The 19,635-nt window shown below is 61.2% G+C and carries 17 protein-coding genes; 12 read left to right on the top strand and 5 right to left on the bottom strand.

What is annotated here, in order from left to right; translation table 11 throughout:
- Nucleotides 1-66 precede the first annotated feature (66 nt).
- The gene (locus ICA16_RS11210) at nt 67-813 is read right to left on the bottom strand and encodes an NRDE family protein (protein ID WP_210553437.1); all 747 of its coding nucleotides are present in this window, start codon (nt 811-813) and stop codon (nt 67-69) included.
- A 130-nt stretch (nt 814-943) separates the two neighbouring features.
- Between ICA16_RS11210 and ICA16_RS11205 the strand changes: the two genes are divergently transcribed.
- The 3 genes from ICA16_RS11205 to ICA16_RS11195 all read left to right on the top strand — a co-directional run bounded on the left by ICA16_RS11205 (nt 944) and on the right by ICA16_RS11195 (nt 3,643).
- Complete coding sequence (locus tag ICA16_RS11205; RefSeq protein WP_210700630.1) at nt 944-1,726, top strand: sulfite exporter TauE/SafE family protein; 783 nt, start codon at nt 944-946, stop codon at nt 1,724-1,726.
- A gap of 79 nt (nt 1,727-1,805) precedes the next feature.
- Entirely contained in the window at nt 1,806-2,621 is an 816-nt protein-coding gene (gene lgt, locus ICA16_RS11200) for a prolipoprotein diacylglyceryl transferase (protein ID WP_150602019.1), read from the top strand.
- A gap of 50 nt (nt 2,622-2,671) precedes the next feature.
- Nucleotides 2,672-3,643: a thymidylate synthase gene (locus ICA16_RS11195; protein ID WP_034153704.1), complete on the top strand. Its 972-nt coding sequence runs from the start codon at nt 2,672-2,674 to the stop codon at nt 3,641-3,643.
- Between the two features lie 148 nt (nt 3,644-3,791).
- Here ICA16_RS11195 and cadR read toward each other — a convergent pair whose 3' ends face one another.
- Nucleotides 3,792-4,241 (bottom strand): Cd(II)/Pb(II)-responsive transcriptional regulator, encoded by a 450-nt coding sequence (cadR, locus tag ICA16_RS11190; protein ID WP_210553439.1) that lies wholly within the window; start codon nt 4,239-4,241, stop codon nt 3,792-3,794.
- An 85-nt stretch (nt 4,242-4,326) separates the two neighbouring features.
- On the opposite strand from cadR, the gene ICA16_RS11185 reads away from it, so the two are divergent.
- The 7 genes from ICA16_RS11185 to ICA16_RS11155 all read left to right on the top strand — a co-directional run bounded on the left by ICA16_RS11185 (nt 4,327) and on the right by ICA16_RS11155 (nt 13,379).
- Nucleotides 4,327-6,636 (top strand): heavy metal translocating P-type ATPase, encoded by a 2,310-nt coding sequence (locus tag ICA16_RS11185; protein ID WP_210700629.1) that lies wholly within the window; start codon nt 4,327-4,329, stop codon nt 6,634-6,636.
- 16 nt (nt 6,637-6,652) lie between these two features.
- Nucleotides 6,653-7,516, top strand: a complete 864-nt coding sequence (locus ICA16_RS11180) for a LysR family transcriptional regulator (protein WP_042562237.1) — start codon at nt 6,653-6,655, stop codon at nt 7,514-7,516.
- Nucleotides 7,517-7,709: 193 nt separating this feature from the next.
- Nucleotides 7,710-8,786 (top strand): putative 2-aminoethylphosphonate ABC transporter ATP-binding protein, encoded by a 1,077-nt coding sequence (locus ICA16_RS11175; RefSeq protein ID WP_150616777.1) that lies wholly within the window; start codon nt 7,710-7,712, stop codon nt 8,784-8,786.
- Complete coding sequence (locus tag ICA16_RS11170; RefSeq protein ID WP_210700628.1) at nt 8,786-10,510, top strand: putative 2-aminoethylphosphonate ABC transporter permease subunit; 1,725 nt, start codon at nt 8,786-8,788, stop codon at nt 10,508-10,510. The genes ICA16_RS11175 and ICA16_RS11170 overlap by 1 nt, the downstream gene beginning before the upstream one ends.
- Before the next feature lie 34 nt (nt 10,511-10,544).
- Nucleotides 10,545-11,570, top strand: coding sequence for a putative 2-aminoethylphosphonate ABC transporter substrate-binding protein (locus ICA16_RS11165; protein ID WP_150593564.1), 1,026 nt, complete (start codon nt 10,545-10,547; stop codon nt 11,568-11,570).
- Between the two features lie 118 nt (nt 11,571-11,688).
- Nucleotides 11,689-12,822 carry a TIGR03364 family FAD-dependent oxidoreductase gene (locus ICA16_RS11160; protein WP_210700627.1) on the top strand — a complete coding sequence of 378 codons (1,134 nt, stop codon included), beginning with the start codon at nt 11,689-11,691 and terminating at the stop codon, nt 12,820-12,822.
- On the top strand, nt 12,822-13,379 hold the full coding sequence (locus ICA16_RS11155; RefSeq protein WP_210700626.1) for a phosphonate degradation HD-domain oxygenase: 558 nt from the start codon (nt 12,822-12,824) through the stop codon (nt 13,377-13,379). The genes ICA16_RS11160 and ICA16_RS11155 overlap by 1 nt, the downstream gene beginning before the upstream one ends.
- A 103-nt stretch (nt 13,380-13,482) precedes the next feature.
- Here ICA16_RS11155 and ICA16_RS11150 read toward each other — a convergent pair whose 3' ends face one another.
- Both ICA16_RS11150 and ICA16_RS11145 read right to left on the bottom strand, forming a co-directional pair.
- A complete protein-coding gene (locus ICA16_RS11150) occupies nt 13,483-14,859 on the bottom strand; it encodes a GTPase/DUF3482 domain-containing protein (RefSeq protein WP_150616773.1) in 1,377 nt (458 codons plus the stop codon).
- Entirely contained in the window at nt 14,852-16,225 is a 1,374-nt protein-coding gene (locus tag ICA16_RS11145) for a DUF2868 domain-containing protein (protein ID WP_210700625.1), read from the bottom strand. The genes ICA16_RS11150 and ICA16_RS11145 overlap by 8 nt, the downstream gene beginning before the upstream one ends.
- Nucleotides 16,226-16,310: 85 nt before the next feature.
- On the opposite strand from ICA16_RS11145, the gene ICA16_RS11140 reads away from it, so the two are divergent.
- The gene (locus tag ICA16_RS11140) at nt 16,311-16,823 is read left to right on the top strand and encodes a dihydrofolate reductase (protein WP_210700624.1); all 513 of its coding nucleotides are present in this window, start codon (nt 16,311-16,313) and stop codon (nt 16,821-16,823) included.
- A gap of 90 nt (nt 16,824-16,913) precedes the next feature.
- Here the strand turns inward: ICA16_RS11140 and ICA16_RS11135 are convergent, their stop codons facing one another.
- Entirely contained in the window at nt 16,914-18,305 is a 1,392-nt protein-coding gene (locus ICA16_RS11135) for an L-cystine transporter (protein ID WP_210553448.1), read from the bottom strand.
- Nucleotides 18,306-18,547: 242 nt separating this feature from the next.
- Between ICA16_RS11135 and ICA16_RS11130 the strand changes: the two genes are divergently transcribed.
- Complete coding sequence (locus ICA16_RS11130) at nt 18,548-19,609, top strand: HAD family hydrolase (RefSeq protein ID WP_210700623.1); 1,062 nt, start codon at nt 18,548-18,550, stop codon at nt 19,607-19,609.
- Nucleotides 19,610-19,635: the final 26 nt, after the last annotated feature.

Here is a 19,635-nt window from a genome sequence, read left to right as displayed (position 1 = left end):
ATCTGTGAACACCCAAGAAGTCTGTGGGAGCTGGCTTGCCAGCGATGGCGTCAGTCCAGACGCCGCCTAAATCAAAATCTCCACCTCGCCCAGATGCCCGCCATACGGCCCAAAACTGCGCTCCACCATCCGCCGCGTCCCATCCGCCTGCACAATCAGCGCCGTACTCGCCCGCGTCCCGTAACTCTGGCTGGCAATAAACACGCTCGACAGCAGTGATTCAGTCGCAAGTCCCACGCCGGTATCCGGCAACTCAACAAAGGGCGCCGTCTGCGCATCGCTCAACAACGCCAGCAACCGCGCAGGCGTCGGATCATCCAGCACCGCGTTCAACGCTGCCTTGGCCTTGAGCAACTTCGGCCACGGCGTATCCAGCCCGGCATTGGATAACCCGTAGACCCCGGACTCCAGCATCACCGGCTCGGACATCCGCGCATTGAAGTGCCACAGTTCATGGTTGTTGCCCAGCAGCAGGTTGAAACCTGCGTAGTCCGGCGAACGGTCGACCACGTCAGCCAGATAATCCTCCAGCGACTGATCCCCCGTGAGAAACCCGGCCACCAGCTCGCCCCGCGATTTACGCGCCGGTGGCTGATGCGGGTCACGAATATTGGTCAATGCGGCAAAGCGCCCATTGGCACCGATCCCCAGCCAGGTGCCCCCCGCCTCGAGATCACGCCCGGCATGCACGTGCGGCGCCTGCGGCCATTGCGCCAGCGGCAGGCTCGGGCGGGCGTAGAACTCGTCACGGTTGGCTGCGACGATCAACGGTTGAGCGTGGTCCGGGCGCCAGGCAAAAACGATCAGGCACATAAGGTGGTCCTTGTGTGTTTTTTGCTCACTCTACGCATCCGGCGTCCGTGCATCCATCGCAAGTGGAGCGGAAGGGTGTGCATCCGTTACCATGCCGCTCCGGTTTTGCGGATGCGTCAGGGAGACGGTCATGGAATTTCTGCTTTATCTGGCGCTGGGCGCCTGTGCGGGCGTGTTGGCCGGGCTGTTCGGGGTTGGCGGCGGGATCATCATTGTCCCGGTGCTGGTGTTCAGTTTCACCTTGCAGGGCTTTGATCAGTCGATCCTCACGCATCTGGCGGTCGGTACTTCGCTTGCGACGATCATCTTCACCTCGGTCAATGCCGTGCGTGAGCATCATCGACGAGGCGCGGTGCAGTGGCCGATATTTGTCTGGATGGCAGTCGGGATCCTGATCGGTGCTGGTTTGGGCGCCGTGACTGCCGAAGCCATTTCCGGTCCGAACCTGCAGAAAATCATTGGCGTGTTTGCCTTGGTGATCGCGGTGCAACTTGCGCTGGACGTCAAACCCAAGGCCAGCCGCACGGTGCCAGGCAAAGTCGTGCTGGCAGCGGCCGGTAGCGTGATTGGCTGGGCTTCGGCGATTTTCGGGATCGGTGGCGGCTCGCTTACCGTGCCTTTTTTGACCTGGCGCAGCGTACCGATGCAGCAAGCGGTCGCCACGTCGTCGGCCTGCGGGCTGCCGATTGCGCTGGTCAGTGCTTTAAGTTTCATGATTTTGGGGTGGCACGATGCGCGGTTGCCGGCCCATAGTCTCGGCTTTATCTATTTGCCGGCGCTGCTGGGCATTGCCCTGACCAGCATGGTCTTCGCGCGTTTCGGCGCGCGGCTGGCCCATCGGTTGTCGGCGAAGTTGCTGAAAAGACTGTTCGCCGCTTTGCTGTTCTGCGTGGGATTAAGCTTTCTGCTTTGACCGCGTGGCAATCCTGGCTTAATCCTGAGGTGGCAGCGTCGCCCGGGAATTCTGCTTTCAACTCTAACGAGGAGTCGCAATGCTGCCTTACCCGCAGATCGACCCGGTGGCCCTGGCCATCGGTCCGCTGAAAATCCACTGGTACGGTCTGATGTACCTCGTCGGCATCGGCGGTGCGTGGCTGCTGGCATCGCGCCGGCTTAACCGTTTCGACCCGACCTGGTCCAAGGAAAAGCTTTCCGACCTGGTGTTCTGGCTGTCGATGGGCGTAATTGTCGGCGGACGTCTGGGCTACGTGCTGTTCTACGATCTGAGCGCCTACATCGCCAACCCGACGCTGATTTTCGAAGTGTGGAAGGGCGGCATGTCGTTCCATGGCGGGTTCATCGGCGTGATGCTGGCCGCCGTATGGTTCGGCAAGCGCAACGGCAAGTCGTTCTTCCAGTTGATGGACTTCATCGCGCCGATGGTGCCGATCGGTCTGGGCGCCGGGCGCATCGGCAACTTCATCAACGCCGAGTTGTGGGGCAAGGCGACCGACGTGCCGTGGGCCATGGTCTTCCCGCCGTTCAGCGATCCGGCGCAACTGCCGCGTCACCCGTCGCAGCTGTATCAGTTCGCGCTCGAAGGTGTAGCGCTGTTCCTGATCCTGTGGCTGTTCTCGCGTAAACCGCGTCCGACCATGGCCGTATCGGGCATGTTCGCGCTGTTCTACGGCATCTTCCGGTTCATCGTCGAGTTCGTCCGCGTACCGGACGCCCAGTTAGGCTATCTGGCCTGGAACTGGCTGACCATGGGCCAGGTGCTGTGCGTACCGATGATCGTCGGCGGGTTGTTCCTGATCTGGCTGGCCTATCGTCGTGCGCCGGCAGCACCACTCGCGCCGACGGCTTAAACTACGAACCCCGGCGCGCGACGCCGGGGCTCAAAGGACACAGGTAATTCATGAAGCAATATCTCGAACTGGTCTCGCACGTCATTCAGAACGGCACCAAGCAGGCCAACCGTACCGGCATCAACACCATCAGTTTTCCGGGTGCGATGCTGCGTTTCGATCTGCAGGAAGGTTTCCCGGCGATCACCACCCGCAAGATGGCCTTCAAATCGGCCATCGGCGAGATGTGCGGGTTTCTGCGTGGCGTGAACAACGCCGCTGAATTCCGTGCGCTGGGCTGCAAGGTCTGGGATCAGAATGCCAACGAAAACGCGCAGTGGCTGGCCAACCCGTTCCGTCAGGGCGACGACGACCTTGGCGAAATCTACGGCGTGCAGTGGCGCAAATGGCCCGCGTACAAGCAGATTCCGCTGAGCAATACCGCCGCCATCGAACAAACCTTGAGCAACGGCTACAAGCAAATCGCTCAGGGCGAAGAAGACGGTCAGGCCTACGTGGTCCTGTACAAAGCCATCGATCAGGTGCGCCAGTGCGTCGACACGATCATCAACGATCCGGGCAGTCGCCGCATTCTGTTCCACGGCTGGAACGTTGCTCAGCTTGATGAAATGGCCTTGCCGCCGTGCCATCTGCTGTACCAGTTCCACCCGAATGTCGAGACCAAAGAGATTTCTCTGACCCTCTACATCCGCTCCAATGACTTGGGTCTGGGCACGCCGTTCAACCTGACCGAAGGTGCCGCGCTGCTGAGCCTGATCGGTCGCCTGACCGGTTACACGCCGCGCTGGTTCACCTATTTCATCGGTGATGCGCACGTCTACGAGAACCACCTCGACATGCTCAACGAACAGCTCAAGCGCGAGCCGTTCGCCATGCCGAAACTGAAAATCTCGGATCGCGTGCCGGAGTTTGCCAAGACCGGTGTGTATCAGCCTGAATGGCTGGAGCTGGTGGAGCCGAGCGATTTCTCGCTGGAAGGTTACGAGCATCACGCGCCGATGACCGCGCCAATGGCGGTCTGAGCAAGCACGCAATGACCGTTCCCCCTTGATGGTGGGAATGGTCGGCCCTCTGTAGGAGCTGCCGAAGGCTGCGATCTTTTGATCTTATAAACAGCAAGATCAAAAGATCGCAGCCTTCGGCAGCTCCTACATGAGGTTATGTGTTGCCTTAGTGGCCGTGACTACGGCCCACATGGGAATGCTCGACTTCCGTCGCAACAACCCCGCCACTCACTTCCAGTCGCTGCAAAATCCCGCATTGATCGGCCATCGGCCCTTCGCCACAGCGTTGGCGCAGGTCGAGCAGTTGCGTCTGTAATGCCAGCAATCCATCGATTCGCGCCTTCACGTGCTGGATGTGTTCGTCGATCAGTGCATTGACGCTTTCGCATTGATCCTGCGGGCTGTCGCGTAACGTCAGCAGGCTGCGGATCTCTTCGAGGGTCATGTCGAGGGTGCGGCAGTTGCGGATGAAGGTCAGGCGTTCGGCGTGGGCCTGGGTGTAGACGCGGTAGTTGCCGTCGCTGCGGGCCGGCTCCGGCAGCAGGCTTTCACGTTCGTAGTAGCGGATGGTTTCCACGGCGCAATCGGTCAGTTTGGCCAGTTCTCCGATCTTCATGACGGCAATCTCCAAAAGGGTGCTTGACCCTATAGTGGCTACAGGGTCTTTACTTGGCAACAGGCACCTTCATGGACGCGACCCGATGAGCGATTCCCAGCACACCCACAAGCCCGGCGACGGGCACGATCACAGTCATAAGCTGCAGCCTGTGCATAAACATGCCCATGGCGGCGATTCCTGCTGCGGGTCGAAAACGGCTGCGCCTGCACCGGTTCATTCGAGCGAAGACTCCTGCTGCTCGTCGAAAGCGGCGGCGCCTGCATTGGTGCAACTCAGCGAAAAGACCAGTGCCGACGCGCGGCTGAGCAGTTTCCGTATCGAGGCGATGGACTGCCCGACCGAGCAGACGCTGATCCAGAACAAACTCGGCAAACTCGCTGGCGTTGAGCAACTGGAATTCAACCTGATCAACCGCGTGCTCGGCGTGACCCACAATCTGCCGGACACCGCGCCGATCATCGACGCAATCAAATCCATCGGCATGCATGCCGAGCCGTTGGAGGCGGGCGTCGAAGCGCCGGCGCCGGCTCCGGTGAAAAAACACTGGTGGCCGCTGGCTCTCTCGGGCGTTGGCGCATTGGCGGCTGAAGTTATCCACTTCACCAACGCCGCACCCAACTGGGTGGTGGCGATCATCGCATTGATTTCGATCCTCAGCGGTGGCCTGACCACCTACAAAAAGGGCTGGATCGCCCTGAAGAACTTCAACCTCAACATCAATGCGCTGATGAGCATTGCTGTCACCGGTGCGATTCTTATCGGGCAGTGGCCGGAAGCGGCGATGGTGATGTTTCTGTTCACCGTGGCCGAGTTGATTGAGGCCCGCTCGCTGGATCGCGCGCGTAACGCGATCAGCGGCCTGATGCAGATGACCCCGGAACAGGCGACCGTGCAGCAGGCTGACGGCACTTGGTTCGAACAGGAAGTGAAGAGCGTCGAACTCGGCGCCCGCGTGCGGGTTAAACCCGGTGAGCGTATTGCGCTGGACGGTGAAGTCGTCAGCGGCAATTCGACCATCGATCAGGCGCCGATTACTGGCGAAAGTCTGCCGGTAGAAAAAACCGTCGGCGACAAAGTCTTCGCCGGCACCATCAACCAGGCAGGTTCGCTGGAATACGCAGTGACCGCAGCGGCAAACAACTCGACCCTGGCGCGGATCATTCACGCCGTCGAGCAAGCCCAAGGCGCACGCGCACCGACTCAGCGCTTTGTCGATCAATTCTCGAAAATCTACACGCCAGTGGTGTTCGTATTTGCCTTGGCGGTAGCGATCATTCCGCCATTGTTCATGGGTGCGGTGTGGTTCGACTGGATCTATCGCGCACTGGTGTTGCTGGTAGTTGCGTGCCCTTGTGCACTGGTGATTTCAACCCCTGTGACCATCGTCAGCGGACTCGCGGCAGCGGCGCGTAAAGGCATTCTGGTCAAGGGTGGCGTGTACCTGGAGGGCGGTTTCAAGCTCGACTATCTGGCGCTGGATAAAACCGGGACGATCACCCACGGCAAACCGGTGCAGACCGATTACCTGTCCCTTGAGCCGACGGCCGATGCCACGGCACCGGCGATTGCCGCCGCATTGGCCGGGCGTTCCGATCACCCGGTGTCGCTGGCCATTGCCAAAGCCGCTGTGGATAAAAACTTCGCCCCGTTGAATGTGGATAACTTCGAAGCGCTCGGCGGGCGGGGCGTGAAGGGCGATATCAACGGCCAGACCTATCACTTGGGCAACCATCGTCTGGTTGAAGAGCTGGGTCTGTGCTCGCCGCAATTGGAAGAAAAGCTGTTCGCGCTGGAGAAACAGGGCAAGTCCGTGGTGCTGCTGCTCGACTCGTCTGGCCCGCTGGCGCTGTTTGCCGTGGCCGATACCGTTAAAGAGACCAGCCGCGAGGCGATCCGTCAGTTGCATGCGCTGGGCGTGAAAACCCTGATGCTGACTGGCGACAACGTCCACACCGCGCAGGCGATTGCGGCGCAGGTTGGCATTGATGAAGCGCGTGGCGATTTGCTGCCGACCGACAAACTGCAAGCCATCGAAGACCTGTACAAGCAGGGTCATCGCGTCGGCATGGTTGGCGACGGCATTAACGACGCCCCGGCGCTGGCTCGCGCCGAGATCGGTTTTGCCATGGCCGCTGCGGGCACCGACACGGCGATCGAGACGGCCGATGTCGCCCTGATGGACGATGATCTGCGCAAGATTCCGGCCTTCATCAGCCTGTCGCGCGATACCGCCAGCATCCTGAAACAGAACATTGCGTTGGCCCTGGTGATCAAGGCTATCTTTCTTGGGGTAACCTTCGCCGGGCTCGCCACCATGTGGATGGCAGTGTTTGCCGACATGGGCGTGAGTCTGTTGGTGGTGTTCAATGGTTTGCGCCTGCTGCGCAAATAAACGATGAGGGATGGTTGTGCTGAGTGCCGAGCTGAAGGCGTTTTACATGGTGGCCCGCTTGGGCAGCATCACGCTGGCGGCGAAAAAGCTCGGCCTCAGCCAGCCGACCGTGACCACGCAGATCCGCAATCTGGAAAGCCAGTATTCGGTGGAGCTGTTCTACCGTGGCGGTCGGCGTTTGAGCGTCAGCGACGAAGGCGCGCGGTTGCTGCCGATGGTCAAAACGCTGTTGCAGCAAGAGGCGGACATCGAGTTCTTCCTGCGCAACAGCGGCCAGGTGCAGGGCACACTGCGCATCGCGGCGACCGCGCCGTATTACATCCTCGATCTGGTGAAAACCTTTCGTGAGCGCCTGCCGCAGGTGGAGGTGTCGGTGGAAATCGGCAACTCGCAGCAAGTGCTCGAAGCGCTGGAGGATTACCGCGTGGATATCGCGGCGTCCTCGCAGTTGCTCGATGATGCGCGGCTGATTCGCCGGGTGCTGGGCACTGATCCGCTGGTCTTGGCGGTGCATCGCAACCATCCGTTGGCGGCGCAAGAGCATGTGGCCTTGAGTGCGCTGGCCGGGCATACGCTGTTGATGCGTGAATCGGGCTCGACCACACGGCGGCTGACCGAAGAGTTGCTGGCCGGTGCCGGGGTGAGTTTCGGGCCATTGCTGGAGATAGGCAGCCGTGAGTCGATTCGCGAGGCGGTGCTGCGCAACATCGGCATCAGCATCATTGCCCGGCAGGAAGTACCGCATGACCCGCAGTTGCGCGTGCTGACCATCGAGAATGCGCCGCAGATTCCTGAGTACCTTTATTGCCTCAAGGAGCGCAAGGGCGCGCGGTTGCCGGCGGCGTTTCTCGGGTTGGCGCAAGAGATGTCCCCGGCCTGAAGATCAAAAGATCGCAGCCTTCGGCAGCTCCTACAGGGGGACGCATTCCAATGTAGGAGCTGCCGAAGGCTGCGATCTTTTGACTTTCAACCAAAATCCCCGAATACCACTATCGGCCGTTTTTGCCTCACTGCCACATGACGGACGCATTACAACCCTAGGATTGGCCTCATCTGCTTGATGAGGTCTGTCCATGAATCCTGCCATTGCAACTGCCCTGACCAACCCCGGTGCACCGATGAAAGTGCGCAGCGTGCAGAAGCGCTTCGGCGCTTTCACCGCGCTGGATAACGTCTCCCTGGACGTCGCCGCCGGTGAGCTGGTGTGCCTGCTCGGCCCCTCGGGCTGCGGCAAGACCACGTTGCTGCGCTGCATCGCCGGTCTGGAGAAGCAGGACAGCGGCGAACTCTATCTCGGTGACCGCGACGTCTCGCACCTCGCCCCGCAAGCTCGCGACTACGGGATTCTGTTCCAGTCCTACGCGCTGTTCCCCAATCTGACCGTCGAAGCGAACATTGCCTACGGCCTCGCCGGCAGTGGTCGCGAGGAAGTACGCCGTCGCGTCGGTCAGATGCTGGAGCTGGTCGGCCTTATCGGCAGTGAGAAAAAGTACCCCGGCCAATTGTCCGGCGGTCAGCAACAGCGCGTTGCGCTCGCTCGAGCCTTGGCTCCGGCGCCGTCGTTGCTGCTGCTCGATGAACCGATGTCGGCCCTCGATGCCCGAGTCCGCGAGCATCTGTGCACCGAACTGCGCCAACTGCAACGCAACCTCGGCATCACCACCCTGATGGTCACCCACAATCAGGACGAAGCCATGTTGATGGCCGATCGCATCGCGGTGATGAACAACGGCCGTGTCGAGCAATACGCCACCCCGCAGGAAATCTACAACCGCCCGGCCACGCCGTTCGTGGCCGAGTTTGTCGGTCAGGGCAACTGGCTGCCGTTCCAGCGCAGCAGCGAAAGCCACGCCCAGGTCGGCGGCATGAACCTGCGCCTGAGTGACGGCAGCGTCCAGCGTGCATCGGGCCGTTTGTTCTGCCGCCCGGAAGCGATCAACGTCAATCCGCTGGTGCATGAGGAGAACCTGTTCCCGGCGAAAGTCCGCGAGATCACCTTCCTCGGCAACCGCTGCCGCATGAGTTTCGAACTCGATCAATTGCCGGGCCACGCACTGCTCGCCGAGCTGGCGCCGGAAGCCATGCCGCGCCTCGGCGCCCAGCAGATCATGGTCGCCTTGCCGCCGCGCAGCCTGCAGGTGTTTGCCTGATGAACAGCAACCTCGCGCTGCCGCTACCGCACAAGCAGGTGCGACAGTCCTCGAAAGCCGAGATCGGCGACCGCATTTTTGTCGTCGGCGGCAAAGTTCTGTTGCTGGTATTGCTCGGCGTTGCAGTGTTGCTGCCGTTGCTCGCGATCTTCTGGCGTGGTTTCAGCAGCGAGGCCGGGCAGGGCGGTGGTTGGGTCGCGGCGAAGGAGTTGGTGACCAGCGAGAATTTTCACTGGCTGCTCGGCAACAGCCTGAAAGTTTCTCTCAGCGTCGCGGCCATCGTCGTACCGCTGGCCTACCTGTTTGCCTACGCACTGCAACGCACATTGATACCGGCGAAGGGCATCTGGCGCGGGATTTCCCTGCTGCCGCTGATGGCGCCGTCGATGCTGCCGGGCATTGCGCTGGTCTATCTGTTCGGCAACCAAGGCATGTTGCGCGGGCTGCTCTCGGACAACATTTACGGGTTCTGGGGAATTGTGCTGGGTGAGGTGATCTACACCTTTCCCCATGCGCTGATGATTCTGCTCTCGGCATTGTCGCTGGCCGATGCGCGCTTGTTCGATGCCGCGTCGAGCATGGGCGCCAGTCCCGCCAAGGCCTTTCGCAGCATCACCTGGCCGGCGACGCGTCAGGCTGTGTTCGCCGCGTTCTGTCTGGTGTTCACCCTGACCATCACCGACTTCGGTGTGCCGGTAGTGGTCGGTGGCGACTATCAAGTGCTGGCGCTGGAAGCTTACAAAGCGGTAGTCGGCCAGCAACAATTCGGTCGCGGCGCATTGATCGGCATGGTGCTGTTGGTGCCGGCGCTGTTCAGCTTCGGGGTTGATGCCTGGCTGCGTCGACGTCACGGCGACTCCATGAGCGGTCGCGCTCAGGTGTTCAAACCGGCACCGTCGAAACTGCGCGATAGCTGCTATCTGGCGATTGTCCTGTTGATCAGCGCGGCGTTGCTGCTGGTGTTCGGCATGGCGGTGTTCTCCTCGTTGGTGAAGTTCTGGCCGTACAACCTGTCGCTGTCGCTCAATCACTACCAGTTCAACGAGACGGCCGGCGGTGGCTGGCTGGCCTACAGCAACAGCTTGAAGATGGCGTTGGGTACGGCGCTGATCGGCAGCGTGCTGATCTTCACCGGCGCTTACCTGATGGAGAAGACCCGCACTCAGCGCGGCCTCAACCTGGCGTTGCGCATGCTCAGTTTTATTCCGATGGCGGTGCCGGGGCTGGTGCTCGGTCTGGGTTACGTCTTCTTTTTCAACCTGACCGGCAATCCACTGCACGTGCTGTACGGGACGATGACGCTGCTGATCGTCTGCACCATTGCTCACTATCTGACCACCGCACAAATGACCGCGACCACCGCGCTGCGCCAACTCGACGCCGAGTTCGAAGCCGCCGCGCTGTCGCTCAAGGCGCCGCTGTATCGGCACTACCTGCGCGTGACCGTGCCGATCTGCCTGCCGGCGTTGCTGGACATCGTGCGCTACCTGTTCGTCTCGGCGATGACCACCGTGTCCGCCGCGATCTTCCTCTACAGCCCCGACACCATCCTCGCGGCGGTGGCGGTGCTGAACATGGATGACGCCGGCAACGTTGGCGGCGCGGCGGCGATGTCGACCCTGATTCTGTTCACCTCGGCGGGCGTGTCCTTGCTGCTGGCGTGGGCTTCGCGCGGCTTGTTGCGCCGCTCCCAGGCCTGGCGGCAAACCGCGCCCGGTCACTGACTCACACCCTCAACTCAAAGACAGGATATCGATCATGTTCAAGCCTATGGCCCTGGCCGCTGCTGTGCTCGCTACTTTCAGCCTGAATGCCTTCGCGGCAAAAACCGAGTTGACGGTGTACACCGCCCTCGAAGCCGAACAGCTGAAGACCTACAAAGAAGCCTTCGAAAAAGCCAACCCGGACGTCGAGATCAAGTGGGTGCGCGATTCCACCGGGATCATCACCGCCAAACTGCTGGCCGAAAAGGCTCGCCCGCAGGCTGACGCCGTATGGGGGCTGGCGGCGTCCAGCCTGGCTATTCTCGATCAGCAAGGCATGCTGCAAAGCTACGCGCCAAAGGATCTGGGCAAGATCGGCGCGAACTACCGCGACGCCGCCAACCCGCCAGCCTGGGTCGGCATGGATGTCTGGGCCGCAACCATCTGCTTCAACACGATTGAGGCCGAAAAGCAGGGTCTGACCAAGCCAGTGAGCTGGCAGGATCTGACCAAGCCTGAGTACAAAGGCAAGATCGTCATGCCTAACCCGGCCTCGTCCGGCACGGGTTTCCTCGACGTCAGCGCCTGGCTGCAAACCTTCGGCGAGAAACAGGGCTGGGCCTACATGGATGGCCTGCATCAGAACATCGGCCAGTACGTCCACTCCGGTTCCAAGCCATGCAAACTGGCCGCGGCCGGCGAATTCCCGATCGGCATATCCTTTGAATACCCGGCGGTTCAGTTGAAGCGTCAGGGCGCGCCACTGGACATCATCCTGCCGAAGGAAGGTCTGGGCTGGGAGATCGAGGCGACCGCCGTGATCAAAGGCACGCCGCATGAAGAGGCCGCGAAGAAACTCGCTGACTTCTCCGCCAGCGCCGAGGCGATGGACTTGTACAAAGAGAACTTCGCCGTCCTCGCGCAGCCGGGCATCGCCAAGCCGCAGACCGAATTGCCGGCCGACTACGAGCAGCGTCTGATCAAGAACGACTTCGCCTGGGCCTCGAAAAATCGCGACGAAATCCTGACCGAGTGGCGCAAGCGCTATGACGGCAAGTCCGAGAAAGTCGCCGCCAAGTAAATCTTCGCAATCTGACAGGGCCTCATCGCGAGCAGGCTCACTCCTACATGGGAACGCATTCCAATTGTAGGAGTGAGCCTGCTCGCGATAGCGGTTCTGAATTCAGGGAAATATCCAGATGACACAACACAAAGACCTGCTGATCGTCGGCGCCGGCATCCTCGGCCTCTCTCACGCCTACGCCGCCGCCAAACGCGGTCTCAAGGTCGTCGTATTCGAACGCACCGCCACGCCACTCGGCGCTTCGGTGCGCAATTTCGGCCAGGCATTGGTCACCGGCCAACCGCCCGGCCAAATGCTCGAACTGGCCAAGGCAAGCCGCGACATCTGGGGCGATTGGGCACAACTCGCCGGGCTGCAAATCAAGCGCAACGGCTCGTACCTGTTCGCCCGCAGCGAAGCCGAAGAGCATCTGCTCGAAGCCTTTTGCAGCCGCCGCGCCGTTGAACACGGTTACAACGTCGACTTGCTGCGCGGCGCCGCATTGCGCGATCTGTACAACGGCCAGTTCAGCCACCACCGCGCCGCGTTACACGGGATGGACGATCAACAGCTGTACTCGCGCGAAGCCATTCCGGCGCTGATCGACTATCTGCGCCGCGACCTCGGTGTCGAATTCCAATTCTCCACGCTGGTGCGCGATGTCGAGCCCGGACGCCTGCAAAGCACCGCAGGGACGTTCACTGCCAAGCAGATCATCGTCTGCTCCGGCCACGATTATCAAACGTTGTTGGCCGAGCCGATTGCCGCGCTCGACCCGCAAATCTGCCGCCTGCAAATGCTTCGCGCCAAACCGCAAGTCGAGTTGAATCTGCAACACGCCTTGCTCACCGGCCTGAGCTGCGTGCACTACGGCGCCTTCGCCGATCTGCCGGAAGCGGCGGCGGTACAAGGGCAGATTCTGCGCGAGCAACCGCACCTGCACGAAAACGGCATCCACCTGCTGATCAGCCCGACGCCGTATGGCGAGTTGATCATCGGCGACTCGCACTATTACGGCAGCGACCCATCACCGTTCAACGCCGAACAAGTCGACACCTGGATGCTTGAGCTGGCCGAACAGACCCTGGGTTGCAAGGTGCAAGTGGTCGAGCGCTGGCAGGGCGTCTATGGTTCTCGGGGGCCGGGGCCGTTTTCGTTCTTGCGCCCGGCACCGGGTTTGAGTGTGGCGTTGATGCACACCGGCGTCGGTATGAGCGTTGGTCCGGCAATGGCCGAACGCAATGTGGTGCAGTTGCTGGAGGAAGTTTGATGGCAGGTCATGAGCAAGTCGTGGCGAGGGTGTTCGGGTTGTATGAGCGCTTCGGCACTCGTGATTACATCGGCGAACCGGTGTCGCAGATCGAGCACATGTCCCAGGCGGCCGAACTGGCTATCGCCGAGGGCTTCGACGACGAAGTGGTGCTGGCGGCGTTCTTTCATGACATCGGCCATTTGTGTGCCGAGGGCGCGGAGAACATGGGCGGTTATGGCGTGGTCAGCCATGAACGGCTCGGGGCGGATTATTTGCGTGAGGCCGGATTCAGCGAACGCATGGCGCGGCTGGTGGAATATCACGTGCAGGCCAAGCGTTACCTGACGTTGCGCGAGCCCGGGTATTTCGATCGGTTGAGTGAAGCGAGTCGGCGCACGCTGGAGTATCAGGGCGGGGTGATGACCGAGGCCGAAGCTGAGGTATTTGAACGGGATCCGTTGTGCGCGGTGAGTTTGCGCATGCGCCAGTGGGATGAGTTGGCCAAGGAGAGGGCGGTGGCGGTGATTGATTTGGATGTATTGAAGGAGAAAGCGGCGCGGCTGCTGACAATTTGAGTCTCTAGACTGAGTTGCGGCTATCGCGAGCAGGCTCACTCCTACAAGATGAGCGCGATCCATTGTAGGAGTGAGCCTGCTCGCGATGGCGCCAGATCAAGCGCTACAAATCTACAGCCAGAGACTCAATCTGCTCCTGCCTTTCCCCCTGATTCAACTTCGCGTGCGGATTGAGCGATGACCACTGCGGATGCGCCCGCGCCTTGCTTAGCGCCTCGGGCAACTTGCCCTCGCGCCAGGTCTTGTCCTGCGGTGTGGCCACCTGAACCGCGTCCATCGCCGCGTGCCCGCGCTGATCAAGTGCCAGTAGCAATTGCCGCTGACGCAACGCCAACAACCGCAACACCCCGTCATCCACGGTCAATTCCCGTTGCCCTTTGATCTTGCCGAGCAAACGACTGCCATAACTGCGCGCCGTTTGCAGCGCGCCACCCGCAATCGCACCGGCCAGCGCTGCGGCCCCGAGGGTTATCCCGCCGACCAGCAAATCCACCCCGGCACCCGCCGCCGCGCCGGCAGCGATACCGCCGCCAACCCGCACACCGAGTTGCTTCAGCGTCTCGGGATTGAACAGGTCATCGCCCCAGCGCCCGTCCAGCAGCGGCAAATCACTGGCCGCCGCATCCTGCGGGCGAAACGCATACAGCTTGAGCAACGCCTCAACACACTTCTGTTCGCGTTGACGCACAGCCTTGCGCAGTTCGCTGATGGCTTGCTGTTCCTGCTCGGCCTCACTGACCACGCTGCGTCGGCACGCAGCGCAGTCGATCAGCAATTCTGCGATCAGCCGTGCAGCGCTTTGCTGGCGTGCGAGACGCTGAGCCTGTTGATCGGCGATCAAGCGCTCCAGTTGTGGCCGCGCATTTTCCAGCAGCAGCGCGAGGCTTTCATACAACCGCCGCTCGCCATCCTCCGGCGGCGCGACGCTGTCGAAACGCACCAGCGCATGCAGGCCCAGTCGCGCCAACGCCTCGCGCCAATCCGGCTCGCGATGGTTGGCACTGCTGACGAAATTCAGTACCGGCAGCAGCGGCTTGCCGCAACTGGCCAGCACTTCCAGCTCATCGCGATATTTGGCCAACACCGGTTCACGAGCGTCGATCACATACAAACCGGCATCCGAGGCGAGCAGTTGTCGCAGCACCTTGGCTTCTTGCTCGAAGCGCTGGCGTGCCTCGCTGCCGTCGAGAAATCGCGCCAGCCGCGCCGGGCCATCAAGGCGTTCGCCGGGGCGTTCCAGGCGTTCGAGAAAATCCAGCAGGGCGATGGCGTCTTCCAGCCCCGGTGTGTCGTAGAGGTCGAGCAACGGCTCGCCGTCCACCGACAATCGCGCGCCTTCGACATGTCGGGTCGTGCTCGGCCGATGGGAGACTTCGCCGAAGCCGACATCGCGGGTCAGCGTGCGTAACAGCGACGTCTTGCCGACGTTGGTGTGGCCGACCACTGCCAGTTTCAGCGGGGCTTTGCGGGCGTCAGTCATGTCCGGTCTCCAGCCAGTTCAGCGGCGCGCTGTCGGCAAACTCCAGCTCAAGCTGTTGCAGCGCGATGTGCCAGTCGCCGAGACGTTCGGCATCCAGCGCTGCACCGGGCGGCGGTTGCAGTAGCCACACGCGAGTTGCGCCAGCGCTGCGCGCCAGTTCGGCAATCAGCGCGAGGCTGCCGCGATCCGGCGAGCGCTGTGGATCGCAGGCGATGGCCAGCCGCGCCGGTGGAAAACGGCTGAGTTGTTCGAGTAGTTTATGGCGCGACTCGCGGCTGTCGAGAATGCCGGCGTTGCTGACGTTTTTCGGCAGCGCGGGTGGCCATGGGCGCTGCTCGTCGAGTTCGATCGCGACCAGCAACGCGCCTTCGCTGGCGTGTTCGCTGACGCCGCTTTCGACGCGATGCATCTGCGCCGGCTCGGGGTCGTTGACACCGAGGCGCTCACTGCTCGGCATCAGGCGTTCGCGCAGTTGGGCGTAGCCGGGCAGGTTCAGATCCAGATGCAGTGCCGCTTTGCCGCTGTTCCAGCGCCAGAAGCACAACAGCGCCAACATCAGGCGCGGGAACACGCCATAAACCACCAGCACGCCGACCAGCCATGTCGCCCACGCCTGACGAGCGCTTTCGATATCGAGAGCGCCGTCGCCGCTGGCGCGGATCATGTCTACGGTCGGCACGTTGAACCCCAGCAACGATGGCAGATGACCGAGGGCCTGTGTGACGTGAATGAAGGTATCGGCGCTGAGAATGGTTGTTTCCCAGACGAAGCCGTAACGCCGCGTCGCCATCAGCGTCAGCAGCAGAACCAACGCGCTGAGCATTACCAGCAACCACAGGCCGTTGACCAGTGCACCGAGCGCCCAGCGATTGAGTTTTTTGCGTTGCAGCATCAACAGCAGGGCCGGCGCCAGTTGTGCGGCTTTGGCGTCGCGGGCGAGTTTTTCGCTCAGCCACAACCACAGTCGTCCGAGGGTGGCGCCGTGTTCGCCGGCAAAAATCAGCCCCAGCGCCCAGCTCAACAGCAGAATCAGGTTCAGCCCGAGCAGGCTGCCCAAGGCCCAGAACACATTGACCGGCGTCTGGCCCAGCGCGGCGAACGCCAGACCGGCGCCACTCAACATCGCCAGTATCATCAGCAACACCAACGCCAGACGCGCGCCTTGCAGCCAGTGTTTGAGGGCTGCGGTCAGTCCGTCACGCTCGGCCAGCCACAAGGCGCGGCGTTGAATGCGGCTCGGCAGATCGCCACCGGCCGCGCGGGCCAGGCGATTGGCTTCCAGATCATCCAGAGGGCCTGCGTGTTCTTCGCGCAGGCGCACGGTTTCGGTCAGCCAGAGGCTTTGCAGTGGAGTCAGTTCTGTCACGCGCCATTCCGTCGCTCAATTGAGTCGAGAGCATAACCGCTGTGGCGCTTATCGGGGTAAGCGAGGCTCTGGTATCCTCGCCGGCATGACTAAATCACTCCCCCTCAGCCTGATCGCAGCCCTCGGTGAAAACCGTGTGATCGGCGTCGACAACAGCATGCCCTGGCACCTGCCGGGCGACTTCAAATACTTCAAGGCCACGACCCTCGGCAAGCCGATCATCATGGGTCGCAAGACCTGGGACTCGCTCGGTCGCCCGCTGCCGGGGCGCTTGAACATCGTGGTCAGCCGTCAGGCCGATCTGGTGCTCGAAGGTGCCGAGGTTTATCCGTCGCTGGAAGCGGCGGTGGTTCGCGCTGAAGAGTGGGCCAAAGAGCAGGGCGTCGATGAGCTGATGCTGATTGGCGGGGCGCAGTTGTATGCGCAAGGGCTGGCGCAGGCGGATCGTCTGTACCTGACCCGTGTGGCGCTGAGCCCGGAAGGCGATGCGTGGTTTCCGGAGTTCGATTTGAACCAGTGGAAACTGGTGTCGAACGTGGCTAATCCGGCCGAGGGCGATAAGCCCGCTTACAACTTCGAGGTTTGGGAGAAGGCCTAAAAGATCGCAGCCTGCGGCAGCTCCTACAGGGTGTTCGCATTTCCCCTGTAGGAGCTGGCGAAGCCTGCGATCTTTTGATCTTGCTTTACATCAAGCCTGCGCCAACTCCGCATGCTCATCCGCATCCAGCAGTTCTTTATCCGTCTGCTGCATCACCTGGCTGGTAATCGCACCCGCCGTGATCGAACCACTCACGTTCAACGCCGTACGACCCATGTCGATCAGCGGCTCAACCGAAATCAGCAGCGCCACCAAAGACACCGGCAAACCCATCGCCGGCAGCACGATCAACGCTGCGAACGTCGCACCGCCACCTACGCCCGCCACACCGGCCGAACTCAGAGTCACAATCGCTACCAGCGTGGCGATCCACAGCGGATCCAGCGGGTTGATGCCCACGGTCGGCGCAACCATCACCGCCAACATTGCCGGGTACAGACCTGCGCAGCCGTTTTGACCGATAGTCGCACCGAACGAAGCAGCAAAACTCGCCACAGACTGCGGAATACCCAGACGACGGGTCTGCGCTTCGATGCTCAGCGGAATGCTCGCTGCACTGGAACGACTGGTGAACGCGAACGTCAGCACCGGCCAGATCTTGCGGAAGAAGCGCAGCGGGTTGATCCCGGCCGCCGACACCAGCAAGCCGTGCACCACAAACATCAGGCCCAGACCGAGGTACGAGACCACGACGAAACTGCCGAGCTTGATGATGTCTTGCAAGTTGGAACCGGCGACGACTTTGGTCATCAGCGCCAGCACGCCGTACGGGGTCAGCTTCATCACCAGACGCACCAGACGCATCACCCAGGCTTGCAGGGTGTCGATGGCGTTGATCACTTTCTGACCTTTTTCAACGTCATCCTTGAGCAGTTGCAGCGCGGCAACTCCGAGGAACGCCGCGAAAATCACCACACTGATGATCGAGGTCGGCTTGGCCCGGGCCAGGTCGGCGAACGGGTTCTGCGGGATGAACGACAGCAACAGTTGCGGCACATTCAGGTCGGCAACCTTGCCGGCGTAGTCAGTCTGAATGGTTTGCAGACGGGCCATTTCCTGAGTGCCGGCGACCAGACCTTCGGCGGTGAGGCCGAACAGGTTGGTCAGGCCGATACCGATCAGCGCCGCAATCGCGGTGGTGAACAGCAGCGTACCGATGGTCAGGAAGCTGATCTTGCCCAACGACGACGCGTTGTGCAGGCGGGCCACCGCGCTGAGGATCGAGGCGAACACCAGCGGGATGACGATCATTTGCAGCAACTGCACGTAGCCGTTGCCGACCAGATCGAACCAGCCGATCGAAGCTTTCAGCACCGGGTTGCCGGCACCGTAAATGCTGTGCAGCGCAACGCCGAATGCCACGCCGAGGGCCAGCGCGAGCAGGACTTTTTTCGCCAGGCTCCACGAAGTGTGGCGAGTTTGCGCCAGACCGAAGAGCAGGGCGAGGAACACCAGCAGGTTGAGAATCAACGGTAGATTCATGAGAACTCCAGGAAAGTCTTTGCCAACAGCCTTCCGGGGCTGCTGCGAACCGGCAAGCCTAACAGCTTGAAAACTAATGATTTAATACCGAAAACGTATGGTGTCCGTCGTTTTTGGAATAAGCGTGTGTCGCTCACAGCAATGCATTTGGCGCAAAAAGGGGCGGGGGCGGTCGCTGACAGACGAGGACTGTCACACGTATTTGTTAGCGTCGATGCTTTTAGATCAGGGAGAAAGCGCCGATGAAGTTCGCACCGAAATTTCTGGCTGTCGCACTGACTGTGGGGATGGGCCTGGCCACTCAGGCCTTCGCTACCGACTTGAAACACTGGCCGGCCGATCAGGCCAAGGCGCTGGACGCGATGATTGCGGCCAACGCCAACAAGGGTAACTACGCGGTGTTCGACATGGACAACACCAGTTACCGCTACGACCTCGAAGAGTCCTTGTTGCCGTTCATGGAAAACAAGGGCCTGATCACCCGCGACAAACTCGACCCCTCCCTGAAACTGATGCCGTTCAAGGACACCGCCGACCACAAGGAAAGCCTGTTCAGTTACTACTATCGTCTCTGCGAAGTTGACGACATGGTCTGCTACCCGTGGGTGGCGCAGGTGTTCTCCGGCTTCACCCTCAAGGAACTCAAAGGCTACGTCGATGAGCTGATGGCCTCGGGCAAACCGGTGCCGGCCACGTATTACGAAGGCGATGTGGTCAAGAAACTCGACGTCAATCCGCCGAAGATTTTTACCGGCCAGCAAGAGCTGTACAACAAGCTGATGGAGAACGGCATTGAGGTCTACGTGATGACCGCCGCCTCTGAAGAACTGGTGCGCATGGTCGCGGCTGATCCCAAGTACGGCTACAACGTCAAACCGCAAAACGTCATCGGCGTGAGTCTGCTGCTGAAGAACCGCGAGACCAATGAGCTGACCACCGCACGCAAGCAAATCACTGCGGGCAAATACGACGAGAAGGCCAACCTTGGTCTGGAGCTGACCCCGTACCTGTGGACCCCGGCGACCTGGATGGCCGGCAAGCACGCAGCGATCCTGACCTACATCGATGAGTGGAAAAAACCGGTATTGGTCGGCGGCGATACGCCCACCAGCGACGGCTACATGCTGTTCCACGATGTCGACGTGGCCAAGGGCGGTATTCACTTGTGGATCAACCGCAAGGACAAGTACATGACGCAAATCAACGGCATGATGGCCAAGCATGCGGCGGCGCAGGCCAAGGAAGGATTGCCGGTGACGGCGGACAAGAACTGGGTGATCGTCAAGCCTGAGGAAATGCAGTAAGACCCCCACCATCCCCCTGTAGGAGC

It is taken from the genome of Pseudomonas anatoliensis (assembly GCF_017976235.1).
Taxonomy (GTDB): domain Bacteria; phylum Pseudomonadota; class Gammaproteobacteria; order Pseudomonadales; family Pseudomonadaceae; genus Aquipseudomonas; species Aquipseudomonas anatoliensis.
Note: the sequence above shows the minus strand (reverse complement) of the source record. Positions and strands in the feature narration are given on the sequence as shown.